Raw genomic sequence first — 17,836 nt, 5'->3', positions numbered from 1 at the left:
AAATGCTCTCTCCTTATGGAGATAGCACGGGATCAATGTGTTGTTAAACCCGAATTACTTACCACGGGCTTCGATAACGGCCTGGGCAACGTTGTTCGGCGCATCATCGTACTTCAGGAACTCCATAGAGTAAGAAGCACGACCTTTGGTCAGAGAACGCAGCTGAGTTGCATATCCGAACATTTCAGACAACGGAACTTCAGCGTGAATCACAACGCCAGTCACGTTGGATTCTTGACCACGCAGCATACCACGACGGCGGCTCAGGTCACCGATGACATCACCAGTGTTCTCTTCCGGCGTTTCTACTTCAACCTTCATGATCGGCTCAAGCAGAACAGGTTTCGCTTTACTGAACGCAGCTTTAAAGGCGATAGAAGCGGCCAGTTTAAACGCCAGCTCGGAGGAGTCAACGTCATGGTAAGAACCGAAGTGCAAACGCACGCCGAGATCAACTACCGGGAAGCCTGCCAGCGGACCCGCTTTCAGCTGTTCCTGGATGCCTTTATCAACGGCCGGGATGTATTCGCCAGGAATCACACCACCTTTAATGTCGTTGATGAACTCGTAGCCTTTCGGATTTGAGCCCGGCTCCAGCGGGTACATGTCGATAACAACATGACCATACTGACCACGACCACCAGACTGCTTAGCGTGTTTACCTTCAACATCAGTAACTTTAGCGCGAATCGCTTCACGGTAAGCAACCTGCGGTTTACCCACGTTTGCTTCCACGTTGAATTCACGCTTCATACGGTCAACGATGATATCCAGGTGCAATTCACCCATACCCGCGATGATAGTCTGGTTAGATTCTTCGTCAGTCCATACACGGAAAGACGGGTCTTCTTTCGCCAGACGGCCCAGAGCCAGACCCATTTTTTCCTGGTCAGCTTTGGTTTTCGGTTCTACAGCGATGGAGATAACCGGTTCCGGGAATTCCATACGCTCCAGAATGATCGGGTTTTCCGGGTCACACAGGGTATCACCGGTGATAACGTCTTTCAGACCGATCGCAGCGGCGATGTCGCCTGCACGAACTTCTTTAATCTCTTCACGTTTGTTGGCGTGCATCTGAACGATACGGCCAAAACGTTCACGTTCGGATTTCACTGAGTTCAGTACGGTGTCACCGGAGTTAACCACACCGGAGTACACGCGGAAGAACGTCAGGTTACCCACGAACGGGTCGGTTGCGATTTTAAACGCCAGTGCAGAGAACGGCTCATTATCGCTAGCGTGACGCTCAGCCGGCGTATCTTTACCGTCATCCAGAATACCGTTGATCGCAGGAACGTCAGTCGGTGCCGGCAGATAGTCGACAACGGCGTCCAGCATTGCCTGCACACCCTTGTTCTTGAACGCAGAACCACAGGTAACCAGAATGATTTCGTTGTTCAGTACGCGCTGACGCAGTGCTGTTTTGATTTCTTCCTCGGTCAGCTCTTCGCCGCCCAGGTATTTTTCCATCAGCTCTTCAGAGGCTTCTGCCGCAGACTCGATCAGGTTCTGGTGCCATTCATCGGCCAGATCCTGCATGTCAGCCGGGATATCTTCATAAGTGAAGGTAACGCCCTGGTCTGCTTCATTCCAGTTGATGGCTTTCATTTTCACCAGGTCAACAACACCGGTGAAGTTTTCTTCTGCGCCGATGGCCAGCTGCAACGGAACCGGGTTCGCACCCAGACGCACTTTAATCTGGTCAACAACTTTCAGGAAGTTCGCGCCCATACGGTCCATTTTGTTAACGAACGCGATACGCGGAACTTTATATTTGTTCGCCTGGCGCCATACGGTTTCAGACTGCGGCTGAACACCACCTACCGCACAGTAAACCATGACTGCGCCATCCAGAACACGCATAGAACGTTCTACTTCGATGGTGAAGTCAACGTGCCCCGGGGTGTCGATGATGTTGATACGGTGCGGTTCATACTGCTTAGCCATACCAGACCAGAAGGCAGTGGTCGCAGCGGAGGTAATGGTGATACCACGCTCTTGTTCCTGCTCCATCCAGTCCATAGTGGCGGCGCCATCATGAACTTCACCGATTTTGTGGTTCACACCGGTGTAGAACAGAATACGTTCAGTAGTGGTGGTCTTACCGGCGTCGATGTGTGCGCTGATACCGATATTACGATAGCGCGCAATGGGTGTTGTACGAGCCATTTGTTTCCTCTATTCCTAGGGCGTTCAAAGTAGTAAACCCGGGCGGGTCAGCCGTTGAGCGCCCGCCAGGGTATTAACGTCTACGCAGGGATTACCAGCGGTAGTGAGCGAACGCCTTGTTGGCTTCAGCCATACGGTGAACGTCTTCACGTTTCTTCACAGCAGTACCTTTGTTGTCTGCTGCATCAGAAAGTTCGTTCGCCAGGCGCAAAGCCATGGATTTATCACCGCGTTTACGAGCAGCTTCAACGATCCAACGCATAGCCAGAGCATTGCGACGAACCGGACGGACTTCAACCGGAACCTGATAAGTTGAACCACCTACACGGCGGGACTTAACTTCGACAGTCGGACGAACGTTGTCCAGAGCGACTTCGAAAGCTTCCAGTTCGCTTTTACCAGAACGCTGAGCCAGGGTCTCCAGCGCGGTATAGACGATTGCTTCTGCAGTAGATTTTTTACCATCTACCATCAGGATATTGACAAATTTAGCCAGCAGTTCTGATCCGAACTTCGGATCCGGCAGAATTTTACGCTGACCAATGACGCGACGACGTGGCATGGAAATACTCCGTTGTTAATTCAGGATTGTCCAAAACTCTACGAGTTTAGTTTGACATTAAAGTTAAAACGTTTGGCCTTACTTAACGGAGAACCATTAAGCCTTGGGCTTCTTCACGCCGTATTTGGAACGGGATTGCTTACGGTCTTTAACACCAGAGCAGTCCAGCGCGCCACGAACGGTGTGGTAACGCACACCTGGCAGGTCTTTAACACGACCGCCACGGATCAGGATCACGGAGTGTTCCTGCAGGTTATGACCTTCACCACCGATATAGGAGGTAACTTCAAAACCGTTGGTTAAGCGAACACGGCAAACTTTACGCAGTGCGGAGTTCGGTTTTTTCGGGGTGGTGGTATATACACGGGTACATACGCCACGTTTCTGCGGGCAGGCTTCCAGCGCCGGAACGTTGCTCTTAGCAACCTTCAGGGAGCGCGGTTTGCGTACCAGCTGGTTAATTGTTGCCATTCAAAAAGCTCCTGGTTTTTGCTTCGTAAACACGTAATAAATCACCCCATACAGAGACAGAGGCAAAGTATGAGGACGCAGAATTTTAGGGCTGGCCGGGTAAGGAGTCAAGAAATATACAAAAAGGCGAAATTACCAAGCCAGTTGCCGGGAATGCAGGACTGTTAATTGCACGAATTGAGTATAGTCAATCAGTACAATTGTGGTGGAAATTTGCTCAGAAAGCCCGCGAGCTGCCACATCGTCTTGCAAGGCATACACCGTAGCGCCAGAAGACTGCAGACGTTCGCTAAAAGGCACGCCGCTTAACGCCGCAATCACACCATCTTGCAGCAGCAAAATAGCGTCATCCGCTCCAACGTTACGCAGCAACGCATCCAGATCGGTATGGTAGGGAGAATGCGCCAGAGTATGCAGCATGGGTTCACCGCTCAAAAGGTCAGTACAGTATCGTAAGTATTGAGCATGTTACGTAGCGCATCTGCCGCCAGCGGCTCGACATCTAACACCCAGCGGGTGTCCACAGACAGGCCTCGCTGAAGAAGCGATGCCTCGCAGACGTAACAACGCTCTATGTCATACAACGGCAGCACACCGAAAGTCGCAATATAATTGCGCATCAGAATCCGCTCTGGTTGCTGGTTGGGGAGAAGCTGGAATACGCCGTCAGCGATAAAGAAAACCCCGATATCTTCGGTCAATGCCGACATTGCCAGCAATGCATCCAGCCCTTCCCGGCCAGAGGCCGAACCATGAGGCGGCTGGGTAAATACAAAGGCAACGCGTTTCATCTTCTTTTCCCACTGACTAAAACTGGACGACGCGATCGCAACGCAAAACCGACTGCGACAGTTCGCCTAAACCGCTCAGGGTAAACCCTGGCTGAAGATTAGCGCCTGACAGTTGCAACTGCGCCGACTGCGTTGCATCGGTCACACCGCGCCGCAGCGCCGCCGCGACACAAACGTTCAGTTCCACCTCATGAGACGACGCCAGTTGCTGCCAGGCACGCACCAAATCAAACTCATCATTCGCGGGTGCCGTGAGTTGGTTGGCGTTCAGCACCCCTTCGCGGTAGAAGAAAACGCTTTGTAACCGGTGCCCTTGCGCCAGTAAAGCCAGTGCGAACTGAAACGCGCTACTGGCTTGCTGCGTGCCATAAGCAGGCCCGGTCACCAGCAGGCAATAGCTCAACATTACCGATCGTGCCCGCTGAAATCGCCGCTTTTGAACTGGCGGATGTACAGATAGACGGTGTGCTTGGAAATGTTCAGCCGATCAGCGACCTGATTGATGGCATCCTTGATATCAAAAATACCTTTCTCATAAAGGTTCAACACAATCTGGCGGTTCTTGGCATTGTTCGAAACATTGCGATCGGCATTCACTTCTTCAATCGTGAACTCCAACGTCTGCGCCACCAGTTCATCCACCGAAGAGGCAAAGTTGACGGAAGACGCCACTTCCTTGATCTCCGGTGGCAGGAAGGTTTGCATGATCTGCGAGAAAGGAACGTCGAGGTTCATATTGATGCACAACAGCCCGATGACGCGCTGTTCGCGATTGCGGATGGCGATGGTGACCGACTTCATCAATACGCCGCTTTTGGCGCGGGTAAAATACGCTCTGGAAACACTGCTGTCTTCGCCCGCCATGTCATGTAACATACGCAGCGCCAGATCAGTAATGGGCGAGCCGATTTTACGTCCGGTGTGCTCGCCATTCGCGATACGAACCGCCGAGCACTTCAGGTCGTCCAGCGAGTGCAAGACTATCTCGCAATGATCGCCGATCAGCATCGCCAGGCCGTCAACCACAGCCTCATACGATTTCAGGATTTCATAATCCGTCTGCGTGAACGGACGCTGGTCAAGCAAATCAAGGTCGCTGGATTCGCCAGTAACAAGCGAAGTAGACATGACAGGCACCACCCTCAACGTCATTTATCATCGTATTGACAGAATAGTGAGTTTACCAAATAACCCTTGCGTCGTCCTTTGTATTTCGAGAGCGGTCGGGTGTTTTCCTTCTTAAGGTTGAGTTAATTTATGCGCTTTAGAGTGCGACACATCATATTTTCCCGCATGGATGGCCTATCTACAATGCTCAGAATTTCACGCATTTCCCGCCCGGTATGGAGCAGTTTTACTTATAATTTTGTCTTCGCGGCATTTATCACCCTGATACAAAATATCGCCTACTACCGTCAGGTCTCACACCTGGTCGCGGTCAACTCCTGGCTGGATGCCGTGTTTATCGCCACCATGCCCATCGTTATCTTTGCGGTACTCAATATCCTGTTCACGTTACTGGTTATCCCCTGGTTGCGTCAGGGTATCGTCGCGTTGCTCTTAATCGGCGGCGCGGCGGTACAGTATTTTATGATTAATTACGGCATCATCATTGACCGGACCATGATGCAGAACGTGTTCGAAACTAACATGGCGGAATCGATGGCGCTGGTGACGCCTCAATATGTACTCTGGTTGACCTTGTCCGGTATTCTTCCAGCGCTCGGTGCATTGTGGGTGAAGATTCGGCCCACACCAGTAAGCTGGATAGCCATTGGTTCGCGTATTTTCAGCATCATGGTGTCGATTGTCGCCATTCTGTTGGTGGCCACGTTTTTTTATAAAGATTACGCCTCGCTGATGCGCAATAATAAGGAGCTGGTGAAATCATTAACCCCCAGCAATATTATTCTCGCGAATATTTCCTATTACCGTCATCACGCACAAGCCAATTTACCGTTGGTGCAAATCGGACTGGATGCACACAAAAACCCGCCGCCTGCGGGCGATGTCAAAAAGAATCTGGTGATTCTGGTGGTGGGAGAAACCTCTCGTGCCGAGAATTTTTCACTCGGCGGCTACGGAAAACTCACCAATCCCCGGTTGGCAAACGATAATGTGGTTTATTTTGGACAGACCGCTTCCTGCGGAACCTCTACCGGGGTGTCAGTTCCCTGCATGTTTTCCGGCATGCCGCGTACTGGCTACGACGAGCAGTTAGCCTCCCATCAGGAAGGATTACTCGATATTCTGCAGCACGCGGGTGTCAGTGTTCTCTGGCAAGAAAACGACGGTGGCTGCAAAGGTGCCTGCGATCGCGTGCCGACGCGTGACATCACCGAGCTGGATCTTCCCGGACAATGTATTGACGGCGAATGCCACGATGAAGCCCTGTTCCATGGCGTGGACGACTACATTAATCAGTTGAATAATGACGGTATTATCGTGCTGCATACTATGGGTAGCCACGGGCCAGCCTATTATCAACGTTACCCTGAAGCGTTTAGACAATTCACGCCGACCTGTGATACCAATCAAATTCAGACGTGCTCGCGAGAATCATTAATCAATACTTACGATAATACGATTCTCTACGTAGACTATATTGTTGATAAGGCAATTAATGTCTTGAAAGGGCATCAGGATAAATTTAATACCGCTTTGGTTTATCTTTCCGACCACGGCGAATCATTGGGCGAAGACGGAATGTACCTGCACAGCATGCCGTATGCCGTTGCGCCCACACAGCAAACCCATATCCCGATGTTGATGTGGTTTTCCGGCGGCTACCAGAAGCAGTTTGCCATCAACGACAGTTGTATGCGCAAGCAAGCCGACCAACAGCGTTTTTCTCAGGACAATCTTTTCCACACCGTTCTGGGCATGTTTAACATTGCGACAAAAGAATATCAGGCACCGCTCGATATTCTTCAACCGTGTCGGGGCACTTCATGAAACTCTTGATTGTTGAAGATGATACGTTGTTACAGGAAGGATTATTGCAGGCGATGCGCAATGAAGGGTATGTCTGCGATTGTGCTTCCACAGCCAAAGAAGCGGATGCCCTCATCAACAGCGCCCACTACAGCCTGGTGGTGCTGGATCTGGGCTTACCGGACGAAGACGGCCTCACCTTGCTAGGGCGCTGGCGCCGGAACAATTACCAGCAGCCGGTGCTCATTCTCACAGCCCGGGATACCGTGGATGATCGTGTCACCGGGCTGGATGTCGGTGCCGACGATTACATGATAAAGCCCTTTGCATTGAGTGAGTTTCAGGCACGGGTTCGCGCGCTTATTCGCCGCCATCAGGGATCCAGCGATAGCTGGATTCGGGTAGACAACATCACGCTCGATCTCAACAATCAACAGGTTATGCTGGACGACAAGCCTATCGTGCTGACGCCGAAGGAATTCGCCATTCTCTCCCGACTTATCCTTAAGGCAGGCACACAGGTACACCGCGAAGTGCTGCATCAGGACTTGTACAGTTGGGACGACGACCCCTCGTCTAATTCGCTGGAAGTCCACATCCATAATCTGCGGCAAAAGATCGGCAAAAATCGCATCAAGACGCTACGCGGTTTCGGCTATCTGCTGACCAAGGATGAGCAGCCATGAAACTGCTTCTCCGCCCTTCGCCGCTGGAGAAAACCGCCAGCATCAGAACCCGGTTGATTCTGACGCTGGGGTGTATTTTGCTGGCATGCCAGTTGCTGAGCGTGGTCTGGCTCTGGCATGAGAGTGAAGAACAGATTCACTTGCTAGTGGAACAGGCGCTGACCGCGAAAAATCTGACTCAAGATATCGACTTAGAGGTTCATGAAGCGATTGCCTCGCTGAGTATTCCCAGCCTGGTGACGATCATCGCCTCTCTCATTTTGTGTGCCCATGCGGTAACCTGGATCACCCGACCACTCTTAAAGCTGCAGGAAGAATTACACAACCGCACAGCGGAAAATCTCGACCCACTACAACAACACAGTGATGTCACCGAGATTGCGGCCGTCATCACCAGCATGAATCAATTGCTGGCGCGTTTTAGTGAGTCGTTATACCGCGACCGGCTTTTCGCCTCGAATGTCGCGCATGAGTTACGCACCCCGCTGGCCGGTATCCGGTTAAGCCTGGAATTGCATGAGCAACTCCACCATATCGATTGCCAACCATTAATTAAGCGCGTCGACCACCTGACCAAAACCATCGAACAGTTGCTGTTACTCGCACGCACCAGTAATGAGCTAGCGACCGGTCACTATGAATCGGTGTCGTTAGCAGATGATATCATCACGCCGAACCAGCAGGAGCTTGAAGAAATGGTGGCGGCACGGCACCAACAGCTCGACTGGCAATCAGAAACGCAAAACGCCATCGTGCCGGGCAACGCGACACTGTTGCAGTTATTGCTGCGTAATCTGGTGGAAAACGCCTACCGGTATAGCCCTGAACACAGCACGATTCGTATCAGACTGGCCGATCATCCCGACGGTGGCTACGAGCTGAGCGTTTCTGACGAGGGGCCGGGGATTAATGAATCTCAGGTGGGGGAGCTCACCAAAGCGTTTGTGCGTATGGACACCCGCTATGGCGGCATCGGCCTTGGCCTGAGTATCGTCACCCGCATCGTGCAGTTGCATCACGGTGAATTCTTTCTGGAAAACCGGCGCGATCGTACTGGTACCCAGGCTCGTGTGGTGTTCAAGCGAAACAGCAACGGTATCATCTGCTATGAAAGCGATATCCACTAATCGTATTCAGGCTGCTCGCCATAGTACACTAACCTGATGATGTCATAAGTCGTTCTTCTGCGACAAAAATGACCAAACCGCACCGAACTGGTGCGGTTTTTCGCTTTATTTTCCCCCTTCTTTTCATTCACTCACGCCAGTCTCCCGTTGCGTCAGCCCTTCACACACTGGCCCACTTCTTGCTTTAACCACTTTGTATCTTTGGATCCAAAGTGAAGGATTTACGACATGCGACTTTTTACCAACGGCGAAAACGTGGTGTACGCCGCCAGCGGTGACGGCAGCGACCATAACGGTACAGCGGAAGATCAGGCTTACCAGTACCTGCTGGACGGTATTTGCCGCGGGCGCCACCCACAGGGCACCCATCTGGTGGCAGAAGATGTTGCGGCCGAACTGCAAATGAGCCGGATGCCGATACGCGGCGCGTTCAAACGACTGGCAGCAGAAAGCCTGCTGACGTTGCGGCCGAACCGTGGTGCGGTAGTCAGCGGCCTGAATCGCGAGCAGATGTGCGAAGTGTTTGAAATGCGAAGCGTACTGGAGGGGCTTGCTATCCGCATCGCGGTACCGAAGCTGACAGAGAAACACCTCACCCATCTGGCGCGGCTGCTGGATAGCATGGATGACACCCACAATGAACCCTATGAATGGGTGCTCCATCACCGTGTCTTTCATGAGTACCTGTGCAGCCTGAGCGAACGGCCGCGCCTGCTGCGCCAGATAAGCCTGTTGAATTCGTCGATCTCCCCGTACATGCACCTGTGGCGTCAGCGGGTCAATCAACCGCAAAACGACCGGGAAGATCACCGGCAGATAATCGATGCGCTACGCACCGGTGATCCCACACTGGCGGAACAGATGATTCGCCACCATGTGGAAGGCACCATTCCATTGCTGACCAACATGCTGCCGTAATACCCGATAGGGCCAATTAACCGATAGAACAGATAACAAATAAAACAGGTAACCAATAAAACAGATAACCAATAGTGCCATCCCGGCACATCGCTCCACTGACAATCGCTCCCCCACTTAACGAGGTGAACAATGTTAAAACCTGGTGCTCTTCTCTGTGCTTCGGCGCTTGCTCTTTCCGTCGGCCTGGCTCATGCCGCCACGGAGATCCCCGCTCGCCTGAAGTCCGTGGATAAAATCACCCTGTGCGGCGGCATGGATTCCCCCCCCCATCGGCTTTTATGACAGTAATCAAAAGCTACAAGGCGTGGTCGTAGATTTTGGTAATGAAATCGCCAAACGTTTGGGCGGCAAAAAAGTGGAGTGGAAAGTCATCCCGTTTTCCGGGCTGATTCCGGCACTGGTAGCCAGTCAGTGCGATATGCTGGCCGACCAGCTCTTTGATAAACCGGCCCGTCGGGAAGTGATCGACATGGTCGACTACATGTATTCCAGTCAGTCAGTAGTAGTAGCGAAGGGCAACCCGAAAGGGATTCATACGCTGGATGACCTGTCAGGTAAGAAAGTCGCGGTGTTAAACGGCTCAACAATCCGCTCCCTGCTGGAAGACCAGAACAAAACCCTGGTGGCCGCGGGAAAAGCGCCGATGACTATCGTGGTATTCAACACCGATACCGATGCGTTTCAGTCGTTGCGCATCCAGCAAAGCGATGCCTACGGCACCACGGTGGAAACTGCCGGTTATTACCAATCTCTCGCTCCCAATCTGTTTGAAACCGGCGTACCCGCGTTTGCCCGCATCCTCACCGGGTTCGGTTTTCGTAAAGGCGACAACGCCTTCAGCGGCGCGGTGGAACAGATTATCAAGGATATGCAGGCGGATGGCAGTTACCTCAAGCTGCTGGAAAAATGGCACATCGCGGGTGACCGGCTGGATGCCGGCCAATCATCATGAATTTCAGTTGGGAGGTGTTCTGGCAGTATCTGCTCAAGCCTAGCGATGTCTATCTCTATGGGCTATGGCTGACCTGCATTATTGCCGTCTCCGCCATGCTGCTTGGCAGCGTGTTGGGGCTGATGGCCGCGTTACTGCGGCTGTCCGCCAGCCCACTGTTGCGCTACCCGGTGGGGTTCTATATCTGGTTGATGCGCGGCACGCCATTACTGGTGCAGATCGTGTTTTTGTATACCGCACTGGCGGCGGGCGGCCTTTTCCACTTTCAGGATATCACCCTCGGTTCACTGGTGATCCCGGGTAATATTCAGGCGGCTATTGTGGCACTCGGGCTGAACGAAGGCGCGTACATGGCCGAAATCATCCGCTCAGGGTTGGGGGCGGTGGATAAAGGCCAGTATGAGGCGGCCAAATCCCTCGGTATGACATTTCCCAGGCTGATGCGCCGCATTATTCTGCCACAGGCGTTCCGGGTCATCATCCCGTCCATCGGCAATGAGTTTAATGTGATGTTGAAAAACACCACGCTGGTGAGCGTTATCGGTGTACAGGAATTGCTGTTAAGCACCCAGATGATTACCTCCGCTACGTTCCGGGTATTTGAGCTATACACCGTAGTAGCCATCTATTTTCTGGTGCTTACGTCACTGTGGGGACTGTTTCAGTACTGGCTGGAAAAACGCTTCAATCAGCCGCACGTGCGTGTCAGCGCATCAAGCCGACTGTTTGGCCGTCAGACGATGAGCCTGTTTGGTCGTCAGGCGATGAAAACGTTGAGGGGGCGCTAATATGTCCTATCACGAAAAAGATATCGTTATTTCCGCCCGGGATATCCACAAGTCTTTTGGCGACCAAAATATCCTCAAAGGCGTGTCGCTGGATGTCCACCGGGGGGAAGTGGTAGTGCTGATTGGCTCTTCAGGCTCCGGCAAAACCACCTTCATTCGCTGTATCAACTGCCTTGAAGATATTCAGTCTGGCAGCATTCGCATCAACGGTGAGCTGATAGGCTTTCGTCAGCGCCCGGACGGCAGCCTGATGCGTGATACGGAAACCAATATTGCCCGCCGCCGTCGCGATGTCGGCATGGTGTTTCAGCGCTTCAACCTCTTCCCACACATGACCGTGTTGGAAAACATCATTGAAGCGCCGACGCAGGTACTGGGCGTGTCGCGCGAAACGGCAGTAGCCGATGCCTACAACCTGCTGGCTCGCGTCGGTTTGCAGGAAAAAGTGGACTTCTACCCCTCCCAGTTATCGGGCGGGCAGCAGCAACGGGTCGCTATCGCGCGCTCGCTGGCGATGAAACCACAGGCGATGCTGTTTGACGAACCCACCAGCGCACTCGACCCGGAAATGGTGGGCGAAGTGCTGGCCGTCATGAAAGAGCTGGCTCAGGACGGCATGACTATGGTTATCGTCACGCACGAGATGGGATTTGCCCGTGAAGTGGCGGACCAGGTGGTCGTGCTCCATCAGGGAGAGCTTATCGAACAGGGCTCACCGGAGCAGGTGTTCAGTCATCCCGTGCATCCGCGTACCGGTGAATTTCTCAGCCGGGTACGCTGACTCTCTCATTAAGGAAATCTCGTTAAGGAAATCCTATGCTGAACTTTTCCACCCACCACTACCCTTACACGTCACAGCGCCAGTGCGTCTTTGCGAAACGGGGAATGGTCGCCACCTCGCAACCGCTGGCAGCCGAAGCGGGCATCGAGATGATTCGTCGGGGCGGCAATGCTATCGATGCCGCCATCGCCACCGCCGCCGCGCTGACCGTGGTGGAGCCCACCGGCTGCGCCATCGGCGGAGATGCTTTCGCGCTGGTGTGGGTGAAAGACACCCTACACGGGCTGGACGCCAGCGGTTACGCCCCTGCCGCGCTCAGTATTGACGCGGTCACATCACGTGGTCACACCGCCATGCCGTTGTACGGCTGGGAGCCGGTGACGGTTCCCGGTTGCCCGGCAGCCTGGGCGGAACTGTCACGCCGGTTTGGCACACTGCCGTTTGCCGATCTGCTGCAACCAGCCATCCAGCTCGCCCAGGATGGCTTTCCAGTGTCGCCGATGGTGGCCTATCAATGGCAGGAAGCACACCGGCTTTATCAGCGCCACCGCCTGCCGATTTTCGATACCTGGTTCGACACCTACCTTAATCACGATCAGGCCCCAGCTGCCGGCGAACTGTTTCGTAATCCCGCACAGGCGAAAACGTTACAGGAACTGGCCGAAACCCAGTGCGAGAGTTTCTACCGTGGGACACTGGCGCAACGGCTGGCAGACTTCGCTCAGTCCACCGGCGGTTACCTGACGCTGGCAGATTTGAACCGCTATCAACCTGGCTGGGTAGACCCGATTCGCCTCAACTACCGTGGCTATGACATTTGGGAAATTCCACCCAGCGGTCAGGGGCTGATTGCGCTGATGACGCTCAATATTCTACAAGGCTTCAGCTTCGATCAGCGCGACAGCCACCAGACCTGGCACCGTCAGTTAGAAGCATTAAAAATGGCGTACGCCGATGGCCTGCACTACATCACCGACCCGGAACAGATGCGAACCAGCACCGCCGCGTTATTGTCACCACGTTACGCGGCACAGCGTCGGGTGGAAATCACCGAGCAGGCGCAACCACCACGCCACGGTGACCCACACGCCAGCGGCACCGTCTACCTTGCGACCGCCGATGCCGACGGCAACATGGTGTCGTTCATCCAGAGCGCCTACCACGGTTTCGGCTCTGGCGTGGTGCTGCCCGATAGCGGCATTGGACTGCAAAATCGCGGCTCAGAATTCAGCCTCGACCCTCATCATGTCAACTGCCTCCAGCCCGGTAAGAAGACCTTCCATACCATTATTCCCGGCTTTATCAGTAAGGATGGTCAGGCGGTGGGGCCATTCGGCGTGATGGGTGGCTACATGCAACCACAAGGGCATGTACAAATGGCGATGAACCTGATTGATTTCAATCTGAATCCACAGGCAGCGCTGGATGCGCCACGCTGGCAATGGCTGGGTGGCATGAAAGTCGGCATTGAGCAAAGCGCCCCGCACGCTCTGGCGTTGAGCCTGCTGCGGGCCGGTCATCAGGTACAAATCGACTGTGATTCTGTCGACTACGGCCGTGGACAGATTATCGTGCGTCATCCCACCAGCGGCGTGCTGTGTGGTGGGACTGAGCCGCGTGCCGACTCCAGTATCGCGGTGTACTGATTCCAGCCATGCAGGGGCCGCAGGTACAGAATAACACGGAGGCGGTGATACGACAGGTTTGGTCTGGCGCACAAAAAAATACCGCCTGTACAAACGCACGGGCGGTATCGAAACCGGTTTACACGCCCCGAACTGGCGGCGTACAAGGCATTACTGAGCGGCTTTCTTCGCTTTGTCGTCAGCCGGTTTTTCTGCTTTCGGTGCAGCAGCGCCTTTCGCATCAGCATCCGATTTGATATCCAGCAGTTCGACGTCGAATACCAGTGTAGAGTTAGCCGGGATCCCCGGAACACCCGCTTCGCCGTAAGCCAATGCCGGTGGGATAACCAGCTTGATCTTACCGCCTTTCTTCACGTGCTTGAGGCCTTCAGTCCAGCCCGGGATAACGCCATCCAGACGGAAAGACAACGGCTCGCCGCGTTTGTAGGAGTTATCGAACTCGGTGCCATCAACCAGCGTACCCTTGTAGTTCACCACTACGGTATCGCTGTCTTTAGGTGCCGCGCCGGTCCCTTCCTTCTCTACCTGATAAAGCAGGCCGGATTCAGTTTTCTTCACACCTTTTTCTTTGGCGAAGGCATCACGGAATTTGGTGCCTTTATCCGCATTATCTTTAGCGTCCTGCTGCATTTTCGTCTGAGCCGCTTCTTTCACACGGCCTTCAAACGACTGCAGGGTTTTCTCGATTTCTTCGTCAGACAATTTGCTCTTGTCAGCAAACGCGTCCTGAACCCCCTGGATCAACTGTTGTTTGTCCAGTTTGATACCCAGCTTTTCCTGCTCTTTCAGGGAGTTGTCCATGTAGCGCCCCAAAGAGGCACCCAGTGCATACGCGGCGGCTTCTTCATCGCTCTTAAATTTACCTGTCGCTGCTTTCGCTGCGTCCGCTGCCGCAGGAGCGGTAGCCGCTGCATCAGTGGTCTTGGCCGCATCCGCTGCCATAACACCCGTACTCAGCGCCAGTCCCATGGCCGCCGTCAGCAGTGTGACTTTAAACAGTGATTTCATCCATCTCTCCAACATTCGGAGCACCATGCCCCGGCAACATTAACATTTCGCCAGCTACTATAACGTTGCGTGCAAAGACAATACAACGACACGCCGCACCAGATAGCGAAAAATTCTGAATACCAGGATTTGCGCTCGATGGCGTAGGGTTTTACTACCAGAACTTTCCGCTTTCTGACACACTTTGCACTCACTGCACGGGAGGAAAAATGATGTCACTGTCACCACTGGAACAACGGCTCGAATTGCTGGAAAGCCGACTGGCTTTTCAGGAGATAACGATTGAGGAATTGAACCAGACCGTCGTGCACCATGAACTGGAAATGGCTCGGTTGCGCGAACAATTACGGTTGCTCACCGAAAAACTGCGGGCGACGTCGCCTTCCATGATTGCCTCGCAGTCGGAAGAAACACCGCCGCCGCATTATTAAATACCGGCAAGCCCGATAACCACCAGCGTGTTATGCCTTGCGCCACTGCCGTGGGCTGATGCCAAACCAGCGGCGGAAGGCGCGGGAAAACGCGCTCACCTCAGAGTACCCCAGCAGGAATGCCATCTCGGAAATCGACAGCTGGCGTTGCTGTAAATAGTGGGTCGCCATCTCGCAGCGCACCTTTTCCACCAGTTGGGTGAAGGTGATACCTTCGTCTTTCAGCCGACGTTGTAGCGACCAGCTCGATAACCCGATGCTCTCCGCCACCTCGTCCAGCGACGGCTCCCCCTGCGACAATACCTGACGTAGCCGGGCGCGCGCCAGTTCCACTACGCTCTGCTGGGGAGCATCGTTGTTAAGCCGACGCAACGCATCCTGTACCACCAGCAGCAACAGCGGGTCATTGTCCGGCATAGACCGCGTCACATCACGTTTGGGGATCAACAACGAGTTGAACGGCTGGTCGAAATACACCGGCGCGTCAAACACTTTACAATGCTCATGCCACTGCTCGGGGCGAGGATGTTCAAAATGGACCTCCCGCGGTGCCCAGTTTTTGCCTGCCGCATGACGAATCAGGTTTAATATCATCCCCAATGTCAACTCGGCATCCTGCCGACAATGCAGGATAGCGCCGTGACGCACCTGATAGTCAAAGCGCCAGCAGTCGCCTTTATCTACCAGGCGAATCAATGTGTCGTGTTGATGGAACGGGAAGGCATTGACTACGTTATGCAATGCCTGCTCCAGAGTGGCACTGCATAACCCAACATAGCCTATCAACCCCAACGCCTGCGGTTTGAACTGTCGGCCGTAATGCAGCCCGAAATTATCACAGTCCGAATAGCGGGCCGCTTCCTCCAGTACCCGACAATAATTGACCAGTCCGACGCTAAGCGTCGGGCAGGCCAGCATTTCCGGGTTGATACCACTGATACCGAGAATACGATCCGCATCGCCGCCTTTTTCACCGATAAAATCGGTCAGACCTGATGCCGCCGCCGCCAGAACCCCCCGATGCCCGGATAGCTCGGCCACCGGCGGCAACCGAAAAGACGTGGTTTCCATGATTCCTGCCTCACACAACCGATTCAATATCGTAAACCTGCAAATTCCATACCATTCACAAGTCACTGATTTCTATCGCGTCGAAAGGCAAAGTGGCACCACGACGATCCCGTGGTGCGCTATCATGGTGCACGGTTCGCCACGGCAGGATCAGGCACCTACCGGCAGTGCGGCGTTCTCCAGATAACGTCGACATAACCGCACGGTGTGATCGCTCCAGTCGGTTCCCAGGCTGATGGCCTGCTCAGTCTGACTGTGTGATCCCGCCCAGGCCATTAACTGAATACGCCGCTGGATCAGCAACGAGGGGATCACCGCCCGGTCCGCCTCGCCCAGTGGGCAAATTTTCTGGTAACCGTCTAACCAGCCTTCCACCCATGACGGCGCGCTGGGGTGATGCTCCACAAAGCTGATTGCCGCCGCCAGATCGTGCAGATACCAGCTAAAGCCGCAATCATCAAAGTCGATCACCCGGGTTTCGCCGTTTTGCAGCAACAGGTTGGTCAGCCGTAAATCCGCGTGGATCAAACCATAACGCTGGCGATCCTTGCCGTAATGGGTCAGCGCCTGGCGCACTTGTGTCAGCGTTTCTTCGATGACGCCGTGATCCGTTGCCTTCAGGTTGGGCGCATCCTGCCAACGCCCCCAATGTCCTTTCGGCCCGACCATGGTGTCATGGTCCCAGACCAGCCGACGGAAACCGTTGGGGCGCTCCCAACGACGGCTGTGTTGATGCAAACGGGCAGTAATCATCCCCAGTTGTTCAAAAGCAGCGGCGTCGACCTCTGTGGTCGGCATCTCACCGTCAATCCAGTGGAACAGCACCACATTACGCACCGTGCCATCACGCATCGTCACTGTTTGTACTGCTTCGCCATCCAGCCCGTTCAGTGCCTGCGGCACGGTAATACCTTCTTCGCGCAACGCGTCCAACCAGGCCAGTTCACCGGCGATGTCCTCACGCTGATGATAGCCGGGACGGTGAATACGCATTGCGTAGCGTTTACCGCCAGCGATCAGCCGATAGGTGGCATTTTCCGAACGACACAACAGGCTGAGCTGCCCCTGCTGCGCCGATGGGTAACGTTGCATAGCCAGTGCGGCCAACTGGTCCAGCGTGGTGTTATCAAGGGTATCGTACTGTTCTGCCATATCCTGCTCTGCCATAGGTGTTATCTCATCCAAAGAGGGCCAAACCGGGTGGTGTCCAGCGGACAGGGCACCGCCTGACTATCAGAATGAGATCACTCCCGCGATGATGCTTGACGTCACAGCGCCGCAAATTGACCTTGCACGACACCGCCCCAGCGAATCCTCCCGGTTTGACCGTAGAGCGCAAAAATCTACGGGCAGATGTCAAGTCGCCGACGAACCCCTGGCGGCATTATCGAAAGCGTACCACCCTGCCGGACAGATCTGGCACAGCACGGAGCCGTACCGTTTTCTGACTCGGTTATTTTTATAAACACATGATTTTTATACACAGAGGTGATGAAAA

Annotated in this window: 19 protein-coding genes; 9 read left to right on the top strand and 10 right to left on the bottom strand. The window is 54.0% G+C overall.

All coding sequences use genetic code 11. From position 1 onward, the window contains the following. Nucleotides 1–54: 54 nt before the first annotated feature. The 7 genes from fusA to FGI04_RS21005 all read right to left on the bottom strand — a co-directional run bounded on the left by fusA (nucleotide 55) and on the right by FGI04_RS21005 (nucleotide 5,121). Nucleotides 55–2,169 (bottom strand): elongation factor G, encoded by a 2,115-nt coding sequence (gene fusA / locus FGI04_RS21035; RefSeq protein WP_407274136.1) that lies wholly within the window; start codon nucleotides 2,167–2,169, stop codon nucleotides 55–57. Nucleotides 2,170–2,260: 91 nt separating this feature from the next. Beyond that, nucleotides 2,261–2,731, bottom strand: a complete 471-nt coding sequence (gene rpsG, locus FGI04_RS21030) for a 30S ribosomal protein S7 (protein WP_012768096.1) — start codon at nucleotides 2,729–2,731, stop codon at nucleotides 2,261–2,263. Between the two features lie 96 nt (nucleotides 2,732–2,827). Next, on the bottom strand, nucleotides 2,828–3,202 hold the full coding sequence (gene rpsL, locus FGI04_RS21025) for a 30S ribosomal protein S12 (RefSeq protein WP_012768095.1): 375 nt from the start codon (nucleotides 3,200–3,202) through the stop codon (nucleotides 2,828–2,830). Between the two features lie 132 nt (nucleotides 3,203–3,334). Beyond that, a complete protein-coding gene (gene tusB / locus FGI04_RS21020; RefSeq protein ID WP_016943005.1) occupies nucleotides 3,335–3,622 on the bottom strand; it encodes a sulfurtransferase complex subunit TusB in 288 nt (95 codons plus the stop codon). A gap of 11 nt (nucleotides 3,623–3,633) precedes the next feature. Then, complete coding sequence (gene tusC / locus FGI04_RS21015) at nucleotides 3,634–3,993, bottom strand: sulfurtransferase complex subunit TusC (protein WP_342699238.1); 360 nt, start codon at nucleotides 3,991–3,993, stop codon at nucleotides 3,634–3,636. Nucleotides 3,994–4,009: 16 nt separating this feature from the next. After that, the gene (gene tusD / locus FGI04_RS21010) at nucleotides 4,010–4,399 is read right to left on the bottom strand and encodes a sulfurtransferase complex subunit TusD (protein WP_407340028.1); all 390 of its coding nucleotides are present in this window, start codon (nucleotides 4,397–4,399) and stop codon (nucleotides 4,010–4,012) included. Beyond that, complete coding sequence (locus FGI04_RS21005; RefSeq protein WP_012886351.1) at nucleotides 4,399–5,121, bottom strand: helix-turn-helix transcriptional regulator; 723 nt, start codon at nucleotides 5,119–5,121, stop codon at nucleotides 4,399–4,401. The genes tusD and FGI04_RS21005 overlap by 1 nt, the downstream gene beginning before the upstream one ends. Nucleotides 5,122–5,304: 183 nt before the next feature. Between FGI04_RS21005 and eptA the strand changes: the two genes are divergently transcribed. The 8 genes from eptA (at nucleotide 5,305) to FGI04_RS20965 (ending at nucleotide 13,828) form a co-directional block, all read left to right on the top strand. Beyond that, entirely contained in the window at nucleotides 5,305–6,948 is a 1,644-nt protein-coding gene (eptA, locus tag FGI04_RS21000) for a phosphoethanolamine transferase EptA (protein WP_407274138.1), read from the top strand. After that, a complete protein-coding gene (gene pmrA / locus FGI04_RS20995; RefSeq protein WP_342699242.1) occupies nucleotides 6,945–7,613 on the top strand; it encodes a two-component system response regulator PmrA in 669 nt (222 codons plus the stop codon). Before eptA ends, pmrA begins: the two co-directional genes overlap by 4 nt. Beyond that, complete coding sequence (gene pmrB, locus FGI04_RS20990) at nucleotides 7,610–8,740, top strand: two-component system sensor histidine kinase PmrB (protein WP_342699243.1); 1,131 nt, start codon at nucleotides 7,610–7,612, stop codon at nucleotides 8,738–8,740. Before pmrA ends, pmrB begins: the two co-directional genes overlap by 4 nt. 228 nt (nucleotides 8,741–8,968) lie before the next feature. Continuing rightward, the gene (locus FGI04_RS20985; RefSeq protein ID WP_342699244.1) at nucleotides 8,969–9,658 is read left to right on the top strand and encodes a GntR family transcriptional regulator; all 690 of its coding nucleotides are present in this window, start codon (nucleotides 8,969–8,971) and stop codon (nucleotides 9,656–9,658) included. A gap of 307 nt (nucleotides 9,659–9,965) precedes the next feature. Then, complete coding sequence (locus tag FGI04_RS20980) at nucleotides 9,966–10,613, top strand: ABC transporter substrate-binding protein (protein WP_407337207.1); 648 nt, start codon at nucleotides 9,966–9,968, stop codon at nucleotides 10,611–10,613. Then, on the top strand, nucleotides 10,610–11,401 hold the full coding sequence (locus tag FGI04_RS20975) for an amino acid ABC transporter permease (protein ID WP_016942997.1): 792 nt from the start codon (nucleotides 10,610–10,612) through the stop codon (nucleotides 11,399–11,401). Before FGI04_RS20980 ends, FGI04_RS20975 begins: the two co-directional genes overlap by 4 nt. A gap of 1 nt (nucleotide 11,402) precedes the next feature. After that, the gene (locus FGI04_RS20970; RefSeq protein WP_342699245.1) at nucleotides 11,403–12,182 is read left to right on the top strand and encodes an amino acid ABC transporter ATP-binding protein; all 780 of its coding nucleotides are present in this window, start codon (nucleotides 11,403–11,405) and stop codon (nucleotides 12,180–12,182) included. A 35-nt stretch (nucleotides 12,183–12,217) separates the two neighbouring features. Then, a complete protein-coding gene (locus tag FGI04_RS20965; RefSeq protein WP_407337206.1) occupies nucleotides 12,218–13,828 on the top strand; it encodes a gamma-glutamyltransferase family protein in 1,611 nt (536 codons plus the stop codon). 150 nt (nucleotides 13,829–13,978) lie between these two features. On the opposite strand, the gene fkpA is transcribed toward FGI04_RS20965, so the two are convergent. Continuing rightward, entirely contained in the window at nucleotides 13,979–14,836 is an 858-nt protein-coding gene (gene fkpA / locus FGI04_RS20960; RefSeq protein WP_342699247.1) for an FKBP-type peptidyl-prolyl cis-trans isomerase, read from the bottom strand. A 212-nt stretch (nucleotides 14,837–15,048) separates the two neighbouring features. Between fkpA and FGI04_RS20955 the strand changes: the two genes are divergently transcribed. Further along, nucleotides 15,049–15,267 carry a protein SlyX gene (locus FGI04_RS20955; protein WP_342699375.1) on the top strand — a complete coding sequence of 73 codons (219 nt, stop codon included), beginning with the start codon at nucleotides 15,049–15,051 and terminating at the stop codon, nucleotides 15,265–15,267. Nucleotides 15,268–15,297: 30 nt separating this feature from the next. Here FGI04_RS20955 and qhpR read toward each other — a convergent pair whose 3' ends face one another. Together qhpR and FGI04_RS20945 are read right to left on the bottom strand one after the other, a co-directional pair. After that, complete coding sequence (gene qhpR / locus FGI04_RS20950) at nucleotides 15,298–16,338, bottom strand: AraC-like transcriptional regulator QhpR (protein WP_016942992.1); 1,041 nt, start codon at nucleotides 16,336–16,338, stop codon at nucleotides 15,298–15,300. A 150-nt stretch (nucleotides 16,339–16,488) separates the two neighbouring features. Beyond that, nucleotides 16,489–17,505, bottom strand: coding sequence for a phosphotransferase enzyme family protein (locus tag FGI04_RS20945; protein WP_407337205.1), 1,017 nt, complete (start codon nucleotides 17,503–17,505; stop codon nucleotides 16,489–16,491). Nucleotides 17,506–17,836: the final 331 nt, after the last annotated feature.

This window comes from Dickeya ananatis, assembly GCF_019464615.1.
Classification (GTDB): Bacteria; Pseudomonadota; Gammaproteobacteria; order Enterobacterales; family Enterobacteriaceae; genus Dickeya; species Dickeya oryzae.
This window is presented reverse-complemented; position numbering and strand designations above follow the sequence as displayed.